The sequence below is a fragment of the Sulfitobacter sp. L-8 genome (assembly GCF_056859255.1).
In genome coordinates, this window is record NZ_JBSXOD010000045.1 from 1 (window position 1) to 16,670 (window position 16,670).

The 16,670-nt window shown below is 56.5% G+C and carries 18 protein-coding genes, 1 tRNA gene and 2 pseudogenes; 12 read left to right on the top strand and 9 right to left on the bottom strand.

Annotation, left to right across the window (positions count from 1 at the left end; translation table 11 throughout):
* A pseudogene (locus tag AC13DE_RS08105) lies at positions 1–182 on the top strand (IS3 family transposase); the annotation flags it as partial.
* A 30-nt stretch (positions 183–212) separates the two neighbouring features.
* Here the strand turns inward: AC13DE_RS08105 and AC13DE_RS08110 are convergent.
* The 4 genes from AC13DE_RS08110 to AC13DE_RS08125 all read right to left on the bottom strand — a co-directional run bounded on the left by AC13DE_RS08110 (position 213) and on the right by AC13DE_RS08125 (position 3,595).
* Positions 213–1,082, bottom strand: coding sequence for a DNA cytosine methyltransferase (locus tag AC13DE_RS08110; protein WP_483047522.1), 870 nt, complete (start codon positions 1,080–1,082; stop codon positions 213–215).
* 764 nt (positions 1,083–1,846) lie between these two features.
* Positions 1,847–2,185, bottom strand: a complete 339-nt coding sequence (locus AC13DE_RS08115) for a low molecular weight protein tyrosine phosphatase family protein (RefSeq protein WP_483047523.1) — start codon at positions 2,183–2,185, stop codon at positions 1,847–1,849.
* Positions 2,186–2,248: 63 nt separating this feature from the next.
* Entirely contained in the window at positions 2,249–2,635 is a 387-nt protein-coding gene (locus AC13DE_RS08120) for a YkvA family protein (RefSeq protein ID WP_483047524.1), read from the bottom strand.
* Between the two features lie 108 nt (positions 2,636–2,743).
* Positions 2,744–3,595 (bottom strand): hypothetical protein, encoded by an 852-nt coding sequence (locus tag AC13DE_RS08125; RefSeq protein ID WP_483047525.1) that lies wholly within the window; start codon positions 3,593–3,595, stop codon positions 2,744–2,746.
* Between the two features lie 165 nt (positions 3,596–3,760).
* Here AC13DE_RS08125 and AC13DE_RS08130 point away from each other — a divergent pair, with 165 nt between their 5' ends.
* The 6 genes and pseudogenes from AC13DE_RS08130 to AC13DE_RS08155 form a co-directional block, all read left to right on the top strand.
* Positions 3,761–3,889, top strand: a complete 129-nt coding sequence (locus tag AC13DE_RS08130; RefSeq protein ID WP_483047526.1) for a hypothetical protein — start codon at positions 3,761–3,763, stop codon at positions 3,887–3,889.
* 82 nt (positions 3,890–3,971) lie between these two features.
* Positions 3,972–5,651: a type IV secretory system conjugative DNA transfer family protein gene (locus AC13DE_RS08135; RefSeq protein WP_483047527.1), complete on the top strand. Its 1,680-nt coding sequence runs from the start codon at positions 3,972–3,974 to the stop codon at positions 5,649–5,651.
* Positions 5,644–6,030: a hypothetical protein gene (locus AC13DE_RS08140; protein WP_483047528.1), complete on the top strand. Its 387-nt coding sequence runs from the start codon at positions 5,644–5,646 to the stop codon at positions 6,028–6,030. The genes AC13DE_RS08135 and AC13DE_RS08140 overlap by 8 nt, the downstream gene beginning before the upstream one ends.
* Positions 6,031–6,181: 151 nt before the next feature.
* A complete protein-coding gene (locus AC13DE_RS08145) occupies positions 6,182–6,706 on the top strand; it encodes a hypothetical protein (RefSeq protein WP_483047529.1) in 525 nt (174 codons plus the stop codon).
* Between the two features lie 189 nt (positions 6,707–6,895).
* The gene (locus AC13DE_RS08150) at positions 6,896–7,258 is read left to right on the top strand and encodes a hypothetical protein (RefSeq protein ID WP_483047530.1); all 363 of its coding nucleotides are present in this window, start codon (positions 6,896–6,898) and stop codon (positions 7,256–7,258) included.
* Positions 7,255–8,277: pseudogene (locus AC13DE_RS08155) on the top strand (recombinase family protein); the annotation flags it as partial. The gene AC13DE_RS08150 and the pseudogene AC13DE_RS08155, both read left to right, overlap by 4 nt.
* Positions 8,278–8,788: 511 nt before the next feature.
* On the opposite strand, the gene AC13DE_RS08160 reads toward AC13DE_RS08155, so the two are convergent.
* Both AC13DE_RS08160 and AC13DE_RS08165 read right to left on the bottom strand, forming a co-directional pair.
* Positions 8,789–8,864 (bottom strand) — tRNA-Ala (locus AC13DE_RS08160).
* A gap of 117 nt (positions 8,865–8,981) precedes the next feature.
* Entirely contained in the window at positions 8,982–9,308 is a 327-nt protein-coding gene (locus AC13DE_RS08165; protein WP_446296842.1) for a TIGR02300 family protein, read from the bottom strand.
* Between the two features lie 112 nt (positions 9,309–9,420).
* Between AC13DE_RS08165 and AC13DE_RS08170 the strand changes: the two genes are divergently transcribed.
* Positions 9,421–10,110 (top strand): M48 family metallopeptidase, encoded by a 690-nt coding sequence (locus AC13DE_RS08170; protein WP_413851611.1) that lies wholly within the window; start codon positions 9,421–9,423, stop codon positions 10,108–10,110.
* A 72-nt stretch (positions 10,111–10,182) separates the two neighbouring features.
* Positions 10,183–10,833, top strand: a complete 651-nt coding sequence (locus tag AC13DE_RS08175; protein ID WP_413851613.1) for a GntR family transcriptional regulator — start codon at positions 10,183–10,185, stop codon at positions 10,831–10,833.
* A 31-nt stretch (positions 10,834–10,864) separates the two neighbouring features.
* Here AC13DE_RS08175 and AC13DE_RS08180 read toward each other — a convergent pair whose 3' ends face one another.
* Both AC13DE_RS08180 and AC13DE_RS08185 read right to left on the bottom strand, forming a co-directional pair.
* Entirely contained in the window at positions 10,865–11,827 is a 963-nt protein-coding gene (locus AC13DE_RS08180) for an acetyl-CoA carboxylase carboxyltransferase subunit alpha (RefSeq protein ID WP_483047531.1), read from the bottom strand.
* Positions 11,828–12,095: 268 nt separating this feature from the next.
* A complete protein-coding gene (locus tag AC13DE_RS08185; RefSeq protein ID WP_483047532.1) occupies positions 12,096–13,055 on the bottom strand; it encodes an L-malyl-CoA/beta-methylmalyl-CoA lyase in 960 nt (319 codons plus the stop codon).
* Positions 13,056–13,304: 249 nt separating this feature from the next.
* Here AC13DE_RS08185 and dgcN point away from each other — a divergent pair, with 249 nt between their 5' ends.
* From dgcN to AC13DE_RS08200, 3 genes are read left to right on the top strand one after another with little or no spacing between them, the layout of a single operon-like run.
* Positions 13,305–14,306 carry an N-acetyltransferase DgcN gene (dgcN, locus tag AC13DE_RS08190; RefSeq protein ID WP_483047533.1) on the top strand — a complete coding sequence of 334 codons (1,002 nt, stop codon included), beginning with the start codon at positions 13,305–13,307 and terminating at the stop codon, positions 14,304–14,306.
* Between the two features lie 45 nt (positions 14,307–14,351).
* Positions 14,352–15,317 (top strand): N-acetyl-D-Glu racemase DgcA, encoded by a 966-nt coding sequence (gene dgcA / locus AC13DE_RS08195; RefSeq protein ID WP_483047534.1) that lies wholly within the window; start codon positions 14,352–14,354, stop codon positions 15,315–15,317.
* A gap of 3 nt (positions 15,318–15,320) precedes the next feature.
* A complete protein-coding gene (locus AC13DE_RS08200) occupies positions 15,321–16,181 on the top strand; it encodes a D-amino-acid transaminase (protein WP_446297984.1) in 861 nt (286 codons plus the stop codon).
* A gap of 31 nt (positions 16,182–16,212) precedes the next feature.
* Here AC13DE_RS08200 and AC13DE_RS08205 read toward each other — a convergent pair whose 3' ends face one another.
* Positions 16,213–16,527: a DUF1244 domain-containing protein gene (locus tag AC13DE_RS08205; protein WP_446297985.1), complete on the bottom strand. Its 315-nt coding sequence runs from the start codon at positions 16,525–16,527 to the stop codon at positions 16,213–16,215.
* Positions 16,528–16,670 lie beyond the last annotated feature (143 nt).

The following is a 16,670-nucleotide window of genomic DNA, read 5'->3' on the forward strand; positions in this document are numbered from 1 at the left end:
AAGCCCAGATTGCGGCCTTCGTGGATCAGTACAATCATCAGCGTTACCAGGAGACCCTAAGCAACGTCACACCCGCCGACGTCTATTTCGGGCGCGACAAAGCCATTCTAAAACAAACGGAAAGGATCAAACGTAAGACGCTCGAAACCCGACGCTTGCATCACCCACAGCACGCCGCATAATCAAACCAACCAGATGAGCCGAACCCTGTCTTAGTTTAGGCCGCCATTGGTCCCAAAAACCCTGACGACGGACAGCGCATATGTTGGAAGCCGTTCCTTCACCGTTTCCGGCTTAAGGCGTGATAAAGACGCACCAAACGCCCCCTTGAATTTACCGAGTCCGCGGTATCCCATAACGTGAGGCGTCAATCCTTCGAGTGGATAGGTCGCTCCAAATTCCATTGCCCATATCGGGAAGGATGGAATGTGCTCTTCTTTAGGGAGCGCGGCGATGAAGTCCTGCCACGTTTCAATATACCGAATATGATTTTTGTTCAGGGCGTGGGCATCATCAGGTTCGTCGTCCAGAACAGACCGAATGGACGTCGCCTCGATTACATCTGGGATGGGCCAAGCAAAGCCATCCAGACCTTGCAGGTCACCTACGATGAACGCGCGCTCACGCTTTTGCGGAATGCCAAACATGTGCGGAGAAAGCCGCTCAAATGAAATATCGTACCCAAGGTCTCTGAGTTGGTCGCAGATGATATCCCAAGTTTCACCGCCTCGGTGCCTCATAAGATTCGGCACATTTTCGACGATGAAGTATCTCGGTTTCTTCTTCTGCAAGATAGCGACTACGTAGTCAAAAAGATTGCCCCACTGAGGACACTCAAGCCCTTTTTGGTCACCGGCTTTCGAAAACGGCTGGCAAGGAAAGCCAGCGCAAAGAATGTCGTGTTCTGGGATCGTGTCGAGATCAACGGCCCGAATGTCACCCGCCGGACGAACACCAAAATTCTTCTCATACAGATCAGCAAGATCAGAATTGAGTTCGGAGGCGAACACGCACTCACCGCCGCGTTGGCTGAGCGCTTGGTGGAATCCGCCGAGTCCTGCGAATAAATCAATAAATTTCATGTGCTTGCGTCTGCTCGTTAGTTTTTTTCAGCGTACACGCATCAACGAGTGGTTGCAAGAAAATGAGGTTGCCAAACCACACAATATGGTTGGATTGCATCGTGCAGGCACGAGATCGTGTTGCAAGTGTGTAGCTCGGTGCAACAGAATGCCCGCGCCGTCATAAAACACGAACTAGATTCTGGGACTAGTGATCGGGTTCAGCGCCGACGCGTTGGCGGCATCCAATCCGCGCAGGGTTGGTCAGGGTTGCAAGGGGCGCGAAGGCTCTTGCTCAATGGGATGGTTCCAAGGTAAGGGCAGCTATGAAATGCTCCCTTCTTCGGTCTCGATGAAGTCGTCTCCATGAAATGGTCAAGGGGGTTTCGGAGGGAGCAGGAACGCTCCCCTGATTGGTGATCGAACGTCCAGACGTTTGTGCATGGTTGAGGTGCAGGATGGAGAGGCACTTCTCCAAGGTCTGCGAGTGGGCTCAGGGGGCGCGATAGCCCCTGATCATCCTGAAAGGATCGATGGGTGCAGGGAGAGCGAAGTCTCCCGCGAGTGGTTGATCGGCGATACGATCTGTTGGCTCTGGAATGGGTTCAAAACCCTGAAAGAGCCGCGGCCTGGGGGATGCAACGGGGGCGCGCAGCGAGCCCCTTGCCAAGATGTGTTGTAGTACAACACACATCTTGCGTAACCGCCTTACGGCTCCTGTAGCTCTTTGTACTACAATTATGTTGCAGCGCATCAAGTTGCGCCAATGGTGCAGCGCATCACACTCACCTGTCGGCAAGGATGCTCGCTAGACGGGGTTCAACCTTTTCCCGCAGCAGCTCGATCAGAGCCGGATCGCCGCGTTCGTACTCGTCAGGATTGTGCAGGGTAATGATGCGGCTGTCTGGCGGGCGCTGCTTGTACTTTTTGCGGATGCGCTCGCGGTGGTGGGTTTCCATGGCGAAGATCACATCGGCGCTGGCAACAAGCTCCTTGGTCAGCGGTCGCGGGGCTCCAGCATCTGTGCCAGCGGAAACCACTTCGATGTCTGGATAGTCGCGGAAGACATCCTCGGCGGTCGGGCTTCGCAGCTTGTTGGCGGTGCAGACGAACAGGACTTTCATGACAATTTCCATTCAGAAATTGACCCTATGTTGCAGACGGTACAACGCGGATGGGCTTGGCTCTCAACCATCCAGAACGAACCAGCCGTACGCCCACATCAAGAGCGTGATAAGGAGTGCGCCCCAAATAAAAAGGATAACACCGACGACAATTCGATTGGTCGGCAGTTTTCCGAGTTGAGTTGCTGTTTGACGAAATTCCTCCAGTAGATCGACTGGCATGAGTTTGATTACAAGCATGATTCCGATTGGTACGATGATCAGATCATCAATGTATCCAATGATCGGGATAAAATCTGGAATAAGATCGATTGGACTAAGGGCATATGCGGCGATGACGATTGCGATTGTCTTAACGAGCAGTGGCGTGCGTGGATCGCGCCCTGCAACATAAACCAGTAACACGTCCCTTTTCAGTTTTTGCGCCCATATTTTTAGTCTCGCGATCATTCTTGAATCTTCTCGTTTGTCGAAATCCTATCATCTTGTTGGTGCCATAAAAATGGGGAGGTATTCCTGTGCCAGAGATTTCAGTGCAGAAACTGATCCAATCTTGTTTTACAATTCGCCAAAGCCCAGTTCAGCCAAAATATCTACGGTGATATGTTCGTGCGGAGGTCTGAAAATCCCCATATCGATATTCTCCCACTTGTCAGAGGTGCGACTGGCAACAAACTGGTAGCTCAGATGGGGTCCCATTCCGTTAATGCCCATCATACTTCCTATCAGTTGCTGCACCTTTACGCCTGCCTTGGGCAATGGATAGTATTTCCAGCTCGTATAGATTTTACAGCCATGACCGTCGCGACCAATTCCGAAGAAGACAAAATTTCTGCCCATAGTCAGAACAGCACCATCATCGGTCTGATCGATTTTGATATTTGGGGAATCTGGGTCTTGATAGTTCTGGTACTCTCTAAAACGCGTGAAACCGCCGGAGGTCTCGATTTTCAGGCGCGAGATCAATATGCGCTCATGGCTTAACTTTGGAATTGTCCAAGCGGGTCGAAACACGCGATAAACCCCGTCCAGACTCGAAAGGTCATCTGCGAAGGGCTCTTTAATCCTGTCGCTGAATTGCGCAGCAAAGGCAGCCAATCCTGCGGGCAGGCCGTCAGCGGGCCGATAGAGCGAAGTGCGCGGGGTGGCTGTCCGCTCAAAGAACTCATAGATGACCTGCTTTTTGTGAGAGCGCGCCTTGGTAACGCCATTTGCGTGCCAACGGGCGAGCGTGCCGTCATCGATAACGCTCTTGCTTCCGTCGCCCCAGGTCTTGATGGCTTCAAGTGCCCGCTTATCATTGTTGATCGCTGCGGCAAGGCGCTGTTTAGGCCAGCCCTGCCGGTTCAGCGCTTCGTCGAGCGCTTGCCAGAGCTGCTTATCCTGAGCACCCGTTCCTTGCCACGGCATGGCCTCTCGCCCCCCGATTCAGCCAAAGATGTGTTCTTCGCATTAGCGCGCATCCACACTCTCATATGCGAAGTTCGTGCACGCAAGTTAATTTTTAGCAGCGATTTTTGTGCAGGTTGGCGGAACACAAATGACAATCATCGAAGTCAGACAAAGGAGATTGTTATGACTGTAAGTACCCAACTGGCGATCAAAATCGGTCAGTCTGGAGGCACCGTGAATACCAACGGTATGACCTACCAAGAAAAGCAGCGCATCGATGCCGCTGTGAATGCCGGAAAGAACGGCAAGTAAACTTTTCCCCTAAACTGGGCGGGGGTGGCGCAATCTGCCCCGCCCCCCTTAACCTAAGCAAAGAAGCTAGAGAGGCAATGCCATGCGTATGCAGCGGCAACCGAACCCGCTTGGCAAGTTGCTAGGCGGCGGGTCAATTATTGCGATGTCAGTCGCTATGGGGCGTGCGCTTGCTGACCCGCACGATCCTGTCGGCGCGGTTGCCTCGGGCTTTCTTATGTTGTGCGGCGTTTGGCTTGTTGCAACAGGTCTCTATGATCTTTTGCGCAAACTCTCGGTGCGAGTTGCGCGGATGAAGGCAGAGCGCCCCACGGGGGTTTTCGGCACAGCGTCCTTCGCCAATCTTCAGAATTGTGCCGATGCGGGTCTGACCGATCCGCACGGGTTGTTCCTCGGTGCGCTGAAAGGTGTTCCGCTGTTCTTCAATGGCAAGGCGCATCTGTTGACGGTTGCACCTGCACGGCAAGGCAAGGGAACCTGCGTCGTGATTACGAACCTGCTGCATTATCCAGGTTCAGTGTTTGTCACCGATCCAAAGGGCGAACTTGCCGCCGTTACATCGGCACATCGTCGCGAGCGGTTCGGCCACAAGATCATCTATCTCAATCCGTGGGGGCTGCACGGCCTGCCGCGCAATCGCTACAACCCGCTGCAGCCTCTGATCGAGATGGCCGCCGATCTGCGCCGTCATCACGAGCTTGGCGATGCTGCGAGGTCACTTGCCTCGCAACTGATCCCCGAACCTGCGGGCGGTGACAAGAACCAGTATTTCAGGGACGCGGCGCGGAACCTACTTGAAGGGCTGATCCTGTATATTGCCACGCGCGGCAGACCGCAGAAATGCACTTTGCCCGAGCTGTGGCGGATCGTGAAGAGCACTGACCTTCTGGAAATGACGTTCGTTGATATGGCGAAGTCGAACGCGATGGATGGTGTGGTCGCCGCTTACGGGCAGGAATTCCTGACCCAGTTCGAAGAAGGCGCGCGTCAGTTTGCCGATTTCCGCACGGGTGTTTCAAACGCTCTCCAGATTTTCCGCCCTGGTGGGCTGTTAGCCGATGCCGTGTCGGGTTCGGATGTCAGCCTGCAAGACCTCAAGGCAGAAGGCACGACTGTCTACGTGATGATCCCTGCCGAGAGGATCGCCGATTATGGCGTCCGGCTGGCGCTCGTCACGCGCCATGCGATCAGCGCCGTTGCTACGCATCAAGGCGGTGAGCGTGTTCTGTTCCTGCTCGACGAGTTTGCGAACATGGGACGCATTGCCGGTCTGGCCGAAGCGCTGACGCTGTTGCCTGGCTACGGTGTTCGTGTGTGGGCGATTGTTCAAGACCTGTCGCATCTCGTCCAAGTCTATGGGCGCGAGACAACGAACATCATCTTAAGCCAATCCGAAATGAAGCAGTTCTTCGCGGTGCAGGACATGGAGCTGGCGGTGCGCCTGTCGCGGCTGATGGGCGAGAATTCGATCATCACCCGAAACTATAATCTCGGGCAAACCGATGATGACGAACTCGGCGTCAGCGTGTCCGAGCGCGGCGTGCCGCTCATGCTGCCGCAAGAAGTCATGGGGCTGCCCGAAGATCGGCAACTCCTGTTCGTGAAGGCCGCCCCGCCGATCATCGGCGAGAAAGTTCGCTACTGGGATGTCGCCCCGTGGGGAGACTGGGCTGAACCAAATCCGATGGAAGGCGATCATCCGCGTGGCGGCAAGCCGCAACTGCGTCTTCGGTATTCCCGCAAAGGGGGCAAGAATGACTAAGTTCAAAATCGACGTTCTGGGCAAAAAAGCCCCGCGCCCGAACAAGCACGGGCCGAAGGTCAGCGAACGCATCGCAACGGCGCAAAGCGAGAGAAGTCTCACGCGCAAAATCGCGGGCTGCATCTGGTTCGTTGTAAAACCACGCCGCCCGACATGGGCGCTCGGTGCGCTGGCGTTCGTGGTTGTCGCCTTCGGCACGCCGCATCTGCTCGCTTGGCACAACTGCACAGGCACAGGCACAGGGTCGCGCTGCTACGAGTGCCGCTATCTCGGTTTCCAAGGTGTGTGGAGCCACATGGGACCAAATTGGAATTGTCCCGTGGTCGCCATGATCCCCGTGAATTGGGGCGTCTTGGCAAAGCAAATCGGAATTCGGTGAACGCCATTTAGAATTGAGGAAAAGAGAAATGAACATCTTTGAAACGATCAAACATAAGATAACTGGCAAGCCGCGCGTTACGCGAAACGATGGGCGGGTTATTCTTACCGCCTAGCACCGCCTGCCATCCAGCGGCAATGAAGAGCTGACTTTGCTGCGCATTGTCAGTGTTATCGGAACCGCTGGCATTCTGGTTGCGCATTATCGCCCCGAAACGGCGTTTGTTGCGGATAGCAATGTTCTGTTGGAACAAGCCAATATTGTCATTGTCGGCCTTGCGAACGCATTCGGAAAGCTCCGCGATGTAGTAGAACAGCAAACGCTTGATGTTCCGCTTGAAAGCCTACGCGGGTGGGCTGTTGCACTGGCCTTCTTGGGCGGAACATTCGTGTTTCGGCATTCCGGCCTGTTTGATCTCTACACATGGCTGACCAATCGCGAGCATGTCAGGCTCACTATCGACAAAGACCATTTGAACTTGGGGCGCGGGATGTTCCGCTTCCCAAAGCAAATTGCGCGGGGCGAGATTCAGGATGTCCTGATCCTCCCCAACCACCGCACAGGCCATGACGTGATGGTGCAGCATAATGGCGATTTGCTTCGCGTTGCGAGCATCTACGGCGATCTGACCAGACCGACGCTGCTGCGGCTGCGTCTCATGGAAACAATTTCTTAAACGGGAGACGAACACATGTCGGGTTCAAATCAAACAAGGGACAACTCATTCGGATCGGAATGGTTTTGGCCAAGCTCACAAGGGGTTTCAAGCGAATCACACACGCGCCTCTTTTTGCATTCGCGCCGAATAACGCGGTAAAATAAGGAAAGAGGCATCGTTTAGCGGATTTTACTCGGGAGTGAACCGATGAAAGACATGAATAGTGCCAACAAGACACCTACGATCTCCAAGACCTTTGCTGCGTCCGCGCAGCGCGTCTTAACGGTCGATGTCGAGCGATATCAGTCCTATCTCGATGGGATGAACGTGAGCGACGAACGCAAGGAAGAGTTTCTGCGCGCCATGCTTTCCATTGTCATGACGTTCGTTGAGCTTGGGTTTGGTGTTCACCCGATTCAGCAGGTGGAAGGGCGCAAACCCTGTGGAAAAGACGAAAAGTGCGAAAATCAGCGTCCCAAGGACGCCTTCGATGGGGTAACATCAAAAGCGAAACCCAAGATAGAACCCAAGAGCAGAACCGGCCCCAAAGGTCGGCAGGAGTTAGAATGACGAACGGAAGCAACAAACAAGAGGACACGCGCGCGGTCATTTACTGCCGCGTGTCCAGCACGCGTCAGAAGACCGAAGGCAACGGCCTTGAGAGTCAGGAGCACCGCTGCCGCCAGTTTGCGGCGGCGCAAGGTTATGAAGTGGAAGCCGTATTCCCTGACGATGTCTCGGGCGGCGGCGACTTTATCAAGCGGCCTGGCATGGTCGCGCTCCTGAGTTACCTCGACGCACAACCAGACAAACACTACATAGTTATCTTCGATGATCTAAAGCGCTTTGCCCGTGACACGGAATTTCATATAAAGCTGCGGCGCGAGTTTCAGACGCGCGGCGCGCGGATCGAGTGCCTGAATTTCAAAATCGATGACTCGCCCGAAAGTAAGTTCGTCGAGACGATTTTTGCGGCACAAGGTGAACTTGAACGCGAACAGAACCGCCGTCAGGTGATCCAGAAAATGCAGGCGCGTGTTGAGAAAGGCTATTACGTTTTTCACCCGCCTGTGGGTTACTGCTACGCCAAGGATCGTGTGCATGGCAAACTGCTTTTCCGTGACGAGCCTATGGCGTCAATCATTGCCGAAGCTCTGGAAGGATATGCTGACGGGCGGTTCGCGTGCCAAAGCGAGGTTATGCGCTTCTTCGAGTCCAAACCCGATTTCCCGAAATCTTCCGCAAGCGGCAATGTTCGTATCACAAAGGTTAGGGAAATCCTCGAACGCCGGACATACGCGGGTTTCGTTGAAGCGCCGGACTGGGGTGTGTCCCTGCGAAAGGGTCACCACGAGCCGTTGATCAGCTTTGCAACACACGAGCGCATTCAGGAACGACTTCATGGCAATTCGAACGCTCCGACACGCAAGGATATCAATGAAGACTTCCCGCTGCGCGGGTTCGTGCTCTGCGATGATTGCGGCGAGCCGATGACGTCATGTTGGTCCAAGGGGCGCAAGAAGCTCTATCCCTACTACCTCTGTGACACGCGGGGTTGCGCCTCCACGCGCAAATCGATTCCTCGCGCAGACATCGAAGAAGGCGCGGAAGCCATCCTTCGGGCCTTGCAACCCGCCAAGCAGCTCTACGAGCTGGTCAGAGTGATGTTCATCGATGTTTGGGAAATGAAGCTCGCAGAGGCGCACAGCGCGAAAAAGACGTTGAATGCCCAGATAAAGGATGTCGAGGAACAAACCGATGCTCTTTTGGATCGGATTGTTGATGCATCAAGCCCTACAGTCATTACGGCATACGAAACGCGGATCGATAAGCTTGAGCGTCAGAAGATCAGGCTGCGTGAGCAAGCCGAAAGAATTGTGCCGCCGCGCGGACGCCTGGAGGAGTTTATCGAACACGCACTAAGATTTCTGGCAAATCCTTGGAATCTTTACGAAAAAGGAGAGTTTACCTTAAAGAGAACAGTGCTGAAATTGGCCTTTACTGAGCCACTTCGGTATAGCCGTTCTGAAGGTTATCAAACCGCTAAAATCACCTTTCCGTTCAAGGTGTTAGCGGATATTTCAACCCACAAATGCGGGATGGTGGAGCCTAGCGGGATCGAACCGCTGACCTCCTGCATGCCATGCAGGCGCTCTCCCAGCTGAGCTAAGGCCCCATCGTGGATCAGAGATCCGGGTCGTGTACCGACCAATCAAGGCCGGTGCGCCGCTGAATAGGCGCAAGCGAAGGCGGGATCAAGAGGAAAATCCATTCCCGCCTACGCAAAGTTCAATCAGTCGTCGTCGTCGGACGCAACGTCGGCGATTTCGTCCAGTGGGACTGTATCATCTTCGTCGTCGTCGTCATCCAGAATGTCGTCGTCCAGATCCACGTCTACATCATCGTCATCTACCAATGTATCGTCGTCATCGACATCGCCCTTCTTGGACTTGGCTGTGACGGCGTCTTCGGCATCGGCGGCAATCATGCGCGATTTGGAATTGTCGATTTCGACCACTTCGCCGGAATAGGGGCTGATGATCGGGTTTTTGTTCAGGTCGTAGAACCGTTTGCCCGTTGTGGGGCACAGGCGCTTGGTTCCCCATTCTTCATTGGGCATCGAAGTCCCCTTTTTTGAAAATGTTGTTACGTATAGATGATTCAGGCCAAGTGCCATATGAGATAGGCACTGTCAAAGGCTATTGCCACTACAACGTTATCCGGAAGCCTAAATGCCTGATCCCTTCCTGCCCGGCGATCCCCCCATACCGCTGATTTTGCGGCGTTCAGCCCAGGCACGGCGGATTTCGTTGCGCATATCTCAGCTTGATGGACGCGTGACCCTCACCATGCCGAAAAGGCTGAAGGAGGCAGAAGGGCTGGCGTTCGCCCGAGAAAAGGAAAGCTGGATTCGCAAGCATCTTGAGGCCCGAGGTGCCGATGTGGCGATTGGAATCGGCGCGCAGTTCCCGCTGGGGGGGAAAATGGTGCGTGTAGAGGCCGGGCAGGGCAGGCGCATACAGCTGGGCACGGAAACAGTGCGGGTACCGGGCCGCGAAGATAGGGTCCCGGCGCGGCTGGCGGCCCATTTGAAAGAGCTCGCTCGCGATCGACTTTCGGGCGCGTGTGACGATTATGCGGCGATACTGGGCAAGCCCTACACCAAGCTGACCTTGCGCGATACGCGGTCGCGGTGGGGATCGTGTACCGCCGACGGCGGACTGATGTTTTCGTGGCGGCTTATCCTCACCCCGCCTGAAGTGCTGGATTACGTAGCGGCGCACGAGGTCGCGCATTTGGCGCAGATGAACCATTCACCTGCATTCTGGGCCGAGGTCGAACGGATTTATGGGCCTTACAAGGATGCGCGGGCATGGCTACGGACCCATGGCAGCGATTTGCACCGGTACCGGTTTGCTTAGGTTTTCCAGAGTTTGGTGGCCAACTGGCAAGGTGGGATTGACGGCAGGCTGGCATGTGATCACAAAGACTGTATGACACAGACTCCGCGCCCCCTTGATACTCATCTTCTTGCGCATGATCGCGTGTATCGCCATCTGCGCAGCCGCATCATGTATGGCGATCTGGCACCCGGTCAGTCCCTTACCCTGCGGGGCATCGGCAAGGAATTTGGCGTATCGATGACACCAGCACGCGAAGCCGTGCGACGACTGGCGGCCGAAGGCGCGTTGACAATGTCTGCCTCCGGGCGCGTTTCCACCCCAGCTTTAAGCAACGAAAGAATCGAAGAGCTTGCGGCCCTGCGGGCCCTGATCGAGGTGGAGTTGGCCAGCCGGGCGATGCCAAGAGCGCATTATGCATTGATTGACCGGCTGCAAACCATAAACAATGCCGTTTCCGAAGCCGTGGCCCATCGGGATGCTGTCAGTTACATCCGGTCTAATCTGGAGTTTCACCGGACTTTATACTTACGTGCCCAAGCGCCGGCCATGCTGGCGATGGCCGAAACGGTTTGGCTGCAACTGGGGCCTACGATGCGCGCGCTTTACGGGCGGCTTCGCCGGACCGAACCTCCGCATTTCCATAAGCTTATCATTGCTGCGCTAAGGGCGGGCGATGAACCCGGTTTGCGTCTGGCGGTGAGAACAGACGTCACACAGGGCCTGCGTATGCTGGCGACTTAACGGCGTGGCTGTCAATGGCTGTGAAACAGGCTCAGGCCGCCAGTCCCTTACCGCCCAGATCCATAAACTTTTTGCGGCGATCAGCGATCAACGCCTTGCGATCAATGCCGCTCAGGTCCTTGAGCAATGCCGCGATGGTTTCACCGACAGCGGCAATCGCGGCTTTCGGGTCACGATGCGCGCCGCCGCGTGGTTCGGGGATGACGTGATCATTTACCCCAAGTTGCTTGAGATCCTGCGCCGTCAGGCGCAGGGCTTCGGCAGCTTCGCGCATCTTCTCTGCATCTTTCCACAGGATCGAAGCACAGCCTTCGGGCGAGATCACCGAATAGACAGAATGCTCGAGCATCGCTACACGGTTGGCCGTGGCAAAGGCTACCGCACCGCCTGACCCGCCTTCGCCGATGATGACCGACACCAAAGGCACACCGATCTGCAAGCATGTCTCCGTTGCCCGGGCAATCGCCTCTGATTGTCCACGCTCTTCAGCGCCTTTGCCGGGATATGCGCCGGGAGTGTCGACCAGTGTGATGACCGGCAGCCCGAATTTATCGGCCAGTTCCATCAAACGTACGGCTTTGCGATAACCCTCCGGCCGGGCCATGCCGAAATTGCGCTCAATACGCGATTTGGTGTCATTGCCCTTTTCATGACCGATCACGACCACGGGCGTGTCATTAAATCGCGCAAGCCCCCCCATCACCGCATGATCATCGGCAAAATTCCTGTCACCGGCAAGGGGGGTGTATTCCGTAAACAGCGCTTCGATATAATCTTTGCAATGAGGCCGTTCGGCGTGGCGGGCAACCTGACATTTTCGCCATGGCGTCAAGGACTTATACAAATCATCCAGCATCTGGTGGGCTTTGTGGTCAAGAGCTTTTGCCTCTGCACTGACGTCCATACCTTCAGACGACCGCGCCAGGGCACGCAGCTCTTCTGCCTTGCCTTCGATTTCAGCCAAAGATTTTTCGAAATCCAGATACTGTGTCATCACCTGCTCCGCTCTCAGTTTATCGCTATATGGCGCTGATTGGATGCTATTGCAATGTGACCGTCAGGGGTGAGGCTAAAGAACCCGTGATCAGCCCGCGAGAAGCTGAAGGTCAGTCGCAAGGGCGGAACGGGGAGACTTTGACAAAGGTCCGCCCACAAACTGCCTCGAAGGTCACCGCGGCACACAGGCGGATAACCTTGGGGAGGTCGCACCGTAAACGGCGTGAACGCGCAACAAACAGATGAATTCGCCGCGCGTTGGCAGGTTACCGGGACCCGATCATTTCGGATTGACGCACGATGACTTCGGCCTGCTTGATACTGGCGATATCCACAAGGCGGCCCTTGTAAACGGTGGCACCTTCGCCATTGGCCTTAGCAGTTTCCATCGCGGCCAGAATTTCGCGGGCTTCGGCGACGGCTTCTTCCGAAGGGGTGAAGACCTCGTTCGCGACAGCGATTTGCTTGGGATGGATCGCCCACTTTCCCACCATGCCAAGGGTCGCCGACCGTCGTGCCTGGGCCCGGAATCCGTCGTCATCCGAAAAATCGCCGAACGGACCGTCAACCGGCAGCACACCGTGGGTCCGGCATGCGGCGACGATCGCAGCCTGCGCCCAATGCCAGGGATCTGACCAATGCTTGGCACCTTCGCGCAACATGTAATAGTTTTCCTGCGTGCCGCCGATACCTGTGGTCTGCATCCCCATAGATGCGGCGAAATCCGCGGCGCCCAAGCTCATCGCCTGTAAGCGAGGGCTGGAAGCGGCGATTTCCTCTACGTAAGCTATACCGGCAGCCGATTCGATGATCACCTCGAACGAGATCTTTTTGCTGCGACCTTTCGCGGTTTCGATAGCGGTGACCAACGCGTCCACGGCATAGACGTCAGCCGCACAGCCGACCTTGGGGATCATGATCTGGTCCAACCGTTCGCCGGCTTGTTCAAGCAGATCAACCACGTCCCGGTACCAATAGGGTGTATCCAGCCCGTTGATCCGCACGGACAGTGTTTTGTCGCCCCAGTCCACATCGCTGATCGCCTTGATGATATTGGCGCGGGCGCTGTCCTTGTCCGTGGGGGCCACGCTGTCTTCCAGATCAAGGTTGATCACATCGGCGTCGGAACTTGCCATTTTTTCGAAGATCGCCGGGCGCGAACCGGGGCCGAACAATTGGCAGCGGTTGGGACGTGCAGGTGCTGTAGGCTGGATGCGAAAGCTCATATGCGGAATCCTTGAGTAATAAAGTTACGACTTGCTTGCCTTGGGTGGTATTAAATTGCGCTGCGCCCTGCAAGGGTGATCTCGCACCTGCAGCATCGGCGGCTGAATTTCTGTGCACAGTTCTTGCTTGGATGGCCGAATACCCGCAAAATTTCTGCGCCATCTCTTGCCCCTACCACTCATTTGCAACCTTATCGCGCCGAAAGGCTGCGAAACTGAGCCAAAGCCAAATTGCAGGAGCATGTGATCATGATCAAAACACCTTATCTTCTTTTTCTGGGCGACGCGCCGGATCACCTTGCGGTTAAAGTGGCGCAGGGCATCAAGGACTGGCGTCCTGAAAATGCCGTCGGTCAGCTGCGGCTGGACGGGTGCAAGGCGGATCTGGGTCTGACCGATATGACGCTTGCGCAAGCGAAAGAGGCAGGCGCGCAGACCCTGGTGATTGGCGTCGCCAACCGCGGGGGCACCATCAGCGCCACATGGCGCGCCGTGCTGGTCGACGCGCTGGAGGCCGGCTTCGATCTGGCATCCGGCTTGCATAACCTGCTGCGCAACGAGCCAGAGCTGGTTGCGGCAGCGCAACGTGCCGGACGCAAGCTGCATGATGTGCGTGTCCCTTCTGTTGAATATCCTATTGCCAATGGCGTGAAACGTAGCGGAAAGCGCGTTCTGGCGGTGGGCACGGATTGTTCTGTCGGCAAGATGTACACGGCCCTGGCGCTGGACGCGGCCATGCAGGAAAGAGGGATGAAAAGCAGTTTCAGGGCGACCGGGCAGACCGGTATCCTGATCACCGGCGAGGGTGTGCCCCTGGATGCCGTGGTCGCCGATTTTATGGCCGGATCGATAGAGTATCTGACCCCCGATAATGACGACGATCATTGGGATGTGATCGAAGGGCAAGGCAGTCTGTTTCACGTTTCATATTCGGGTGTGACCCTGGCCCTGATCCATGGTGGACAGCCCGACGCGCTGATCCTGTGTCACGAACCGACCCGCAATACGATGCGTGGCTTGCCGGATTATGAACTGCCCACGCTGGAAGCCGTGCGCGACGTGGCGTTGACTTTGGCCAGGGTCAGCAACCCGACCTGTCGGGTGGTGGGGGTATCCATCAACACCCAGCATATGACCGAGAATGAAGCAGAGGCGTATCTGGCCGAGATTGAGGAACGGTTCGGGCTGCCCGCGGTCGATCCGTTCCGTCAGGGGGCCGCAAGATTGGCCGAGGCTTTGGCTTGCCTTTGATCGACCCTTCGGGGAGAGTTTTTTCGGCAAAATGAAAGGGTGGATATGCATATAGATATCAGCCGGGATGTCTTTCGGCTGGCGCAGGTCTTTACCATTTCGCGTGGGTCGCGGACGGAGGCGCAGGTGCTCACGGTGCGGATCACCGATGGCGGCGTGACGGGGTGGGGCGAATGTGTGCCCTATGCCCGGTATGGCGAGACGCTGGAGTCGGTCGCGGCAGAGATCGAAGCGCTGAGCGGGCCGCTGACGCGTGATGCGCTGTATGATCTGCTGCCGGCCGGGGCCGCGCGCAATGCAGTGGATTGTGCCCTGTGGGATTTGCAAGCCAAGCAGGCGGGTAAACGGGTGTGGGAACTGGCGGGGCTGGCGCGACCGGGACCCGAGATCACGGCCTTTACCCTGTCGTTGGATAGCCCCGAAAAGATGCGCGAACAGGCGGCCTTGCATGCGCATCGCCCGCTGTTGAAGATCAAGCTGGGCACGCCGGATGATATGCCCCGCCTTGAAGCTGTGCGCGCCGGTGCCCCTGACGCGCAGATCATCATCGATGCGAACGAAGGCTGGTCGGCCGCGGTTTACGCCGATCTTGCCCCGCATCTGGTGCGGTTGGGTGTGTCATTGGTTGAACAGCCTTTGCCCGCAGGGGATGACGATGCGCTCGTCGGGATGGAGCGGCCCGTGCCGGTCTGTGCCGATGAAAGCTGTCATGACCGTGCGAGCCTTGCTGCGCTGAAGGGCAAATACGATGTGGTCAACATCAAGCTGGACAAAACCGGTGGTCTGACAGAGGCGCTGGCGCTGCGCGATGCGGCTGTCGCGCAGGGCTATGAGGTCATGGTGGGGTGCATGGTCGGGTCGTCGCTCGCGATGGCTCCGGCGGTGCTGGTGGCACAGGGGGCAAAGGTCGTGGACCTTGACGGCCCGCTGCTTCTGGCCGAAGACCGCGAGAACGCTTTGACATTTGACGCCGCCGGGGTGCATCCGCCTGCGGCCAAGCTTTGGGGATAAGACATGCGGACTGTATATGTGAACGGCGAATACCTGCCCGAGACCGAAGCCAAGGTTTCGATCTTTGATCGCGGGTTTCTGATGGCGGACGGGGTCTATGAGGTCACCAGCGTGCTGGACGGCAAGCTGATTGACTTTGACGGCCATGCCATCCGGCTCAGCCGGTCGTTGAACGAGCTACAGATGCGCAACCCGATCTCGAAGGAGGACCTGCTGGAGGTCCACCGCGAACTGGTGCGCGTGAACGAGATCGACGAGGGGCTGATCTATTTGCAGATCACCCGCGGATCGGACGGGGACCGCGACTTTGCCTTCCCCGATCCCGAGACGACAGAGCCGACGATTGTCTTGTTCACCCAGTCCAAGCCCGGTTTGGCCGACAGCCCTGCTGCCAAAAAAGGTGCCAAGATCATCAGCATCGAAGACATCCGCTGGGGCCGTCGCGACATCAAAACGGTGCAGCTGCTGTATCCGTCGATGGGCAAGATGATGGCCAAGAAAGCGGGCTGCGACGATGCCTGGATGGTCGAGGACGGGTTTGTCACCGAAGGTACCAGCAACAACGCTTATATCGTGATGGGCAACAAGATCATCACCCGCGCGCTGAGCAATGATATCTTGCACGGCATCACCCGCGCTGCGGTTCTGCGGTTTGCCAAAGAGGCGCAGATGGTTGTGGAAGAGCGCAATTTCACCATCGAGGAAGCGCAGCAGGCGGATGAGGCGTTTACCACCTCTGCCAGCGCCTTTGTCATGCCCGTGGTCGAGATCGACGGCGTGCCCTTGGGCGACGGGACACCGGGCAAGGTCGCGCCGCGTCTGCGCGAAATCTATCTGGATGAGATGCGCAAGGCGGCGATCTAACCCGCCTTGCCACGGGGTTGGCTGCGCGCGGTCAGCCCTTTTCGCCGACGTTCTGTTCGAAGGCGACCTTGAACGCTTCCTTTTGCGAGTCCTTCGCGTCGGTCTGATAGTTGTCTTTCCATTCTTCCATGGTCATCCCGTAGAACAGCTCGCGCGCCTCTTCCTTGCCCATCTCGATCCCGCGTTCGTTCGCGGCTTCTTGGTACCAGCGCGACAGGCAGTTGCGGCAGAATCCGGCCAGGTTCATCATGTCGATGTTCTGCACGTCCGTGCGGTCTTTCATCAGGTGGTGTTGCAAACGACGGAAAGCTGCGGCCTGAAGTTCGATTTCTTGTTGGCTGGTCATGCTGATGTCTCCTTGGGGTATTCGTTGAGTTCTAAATCTGGGGTTCCACACGCCCTTGTCAAACTGCCACAGGCCGGACGGTCGCGGAGTCCGTAACCTATGTCCGTGTTGGAATGAAGCTCTGAACCACTTCGCCACCCGTG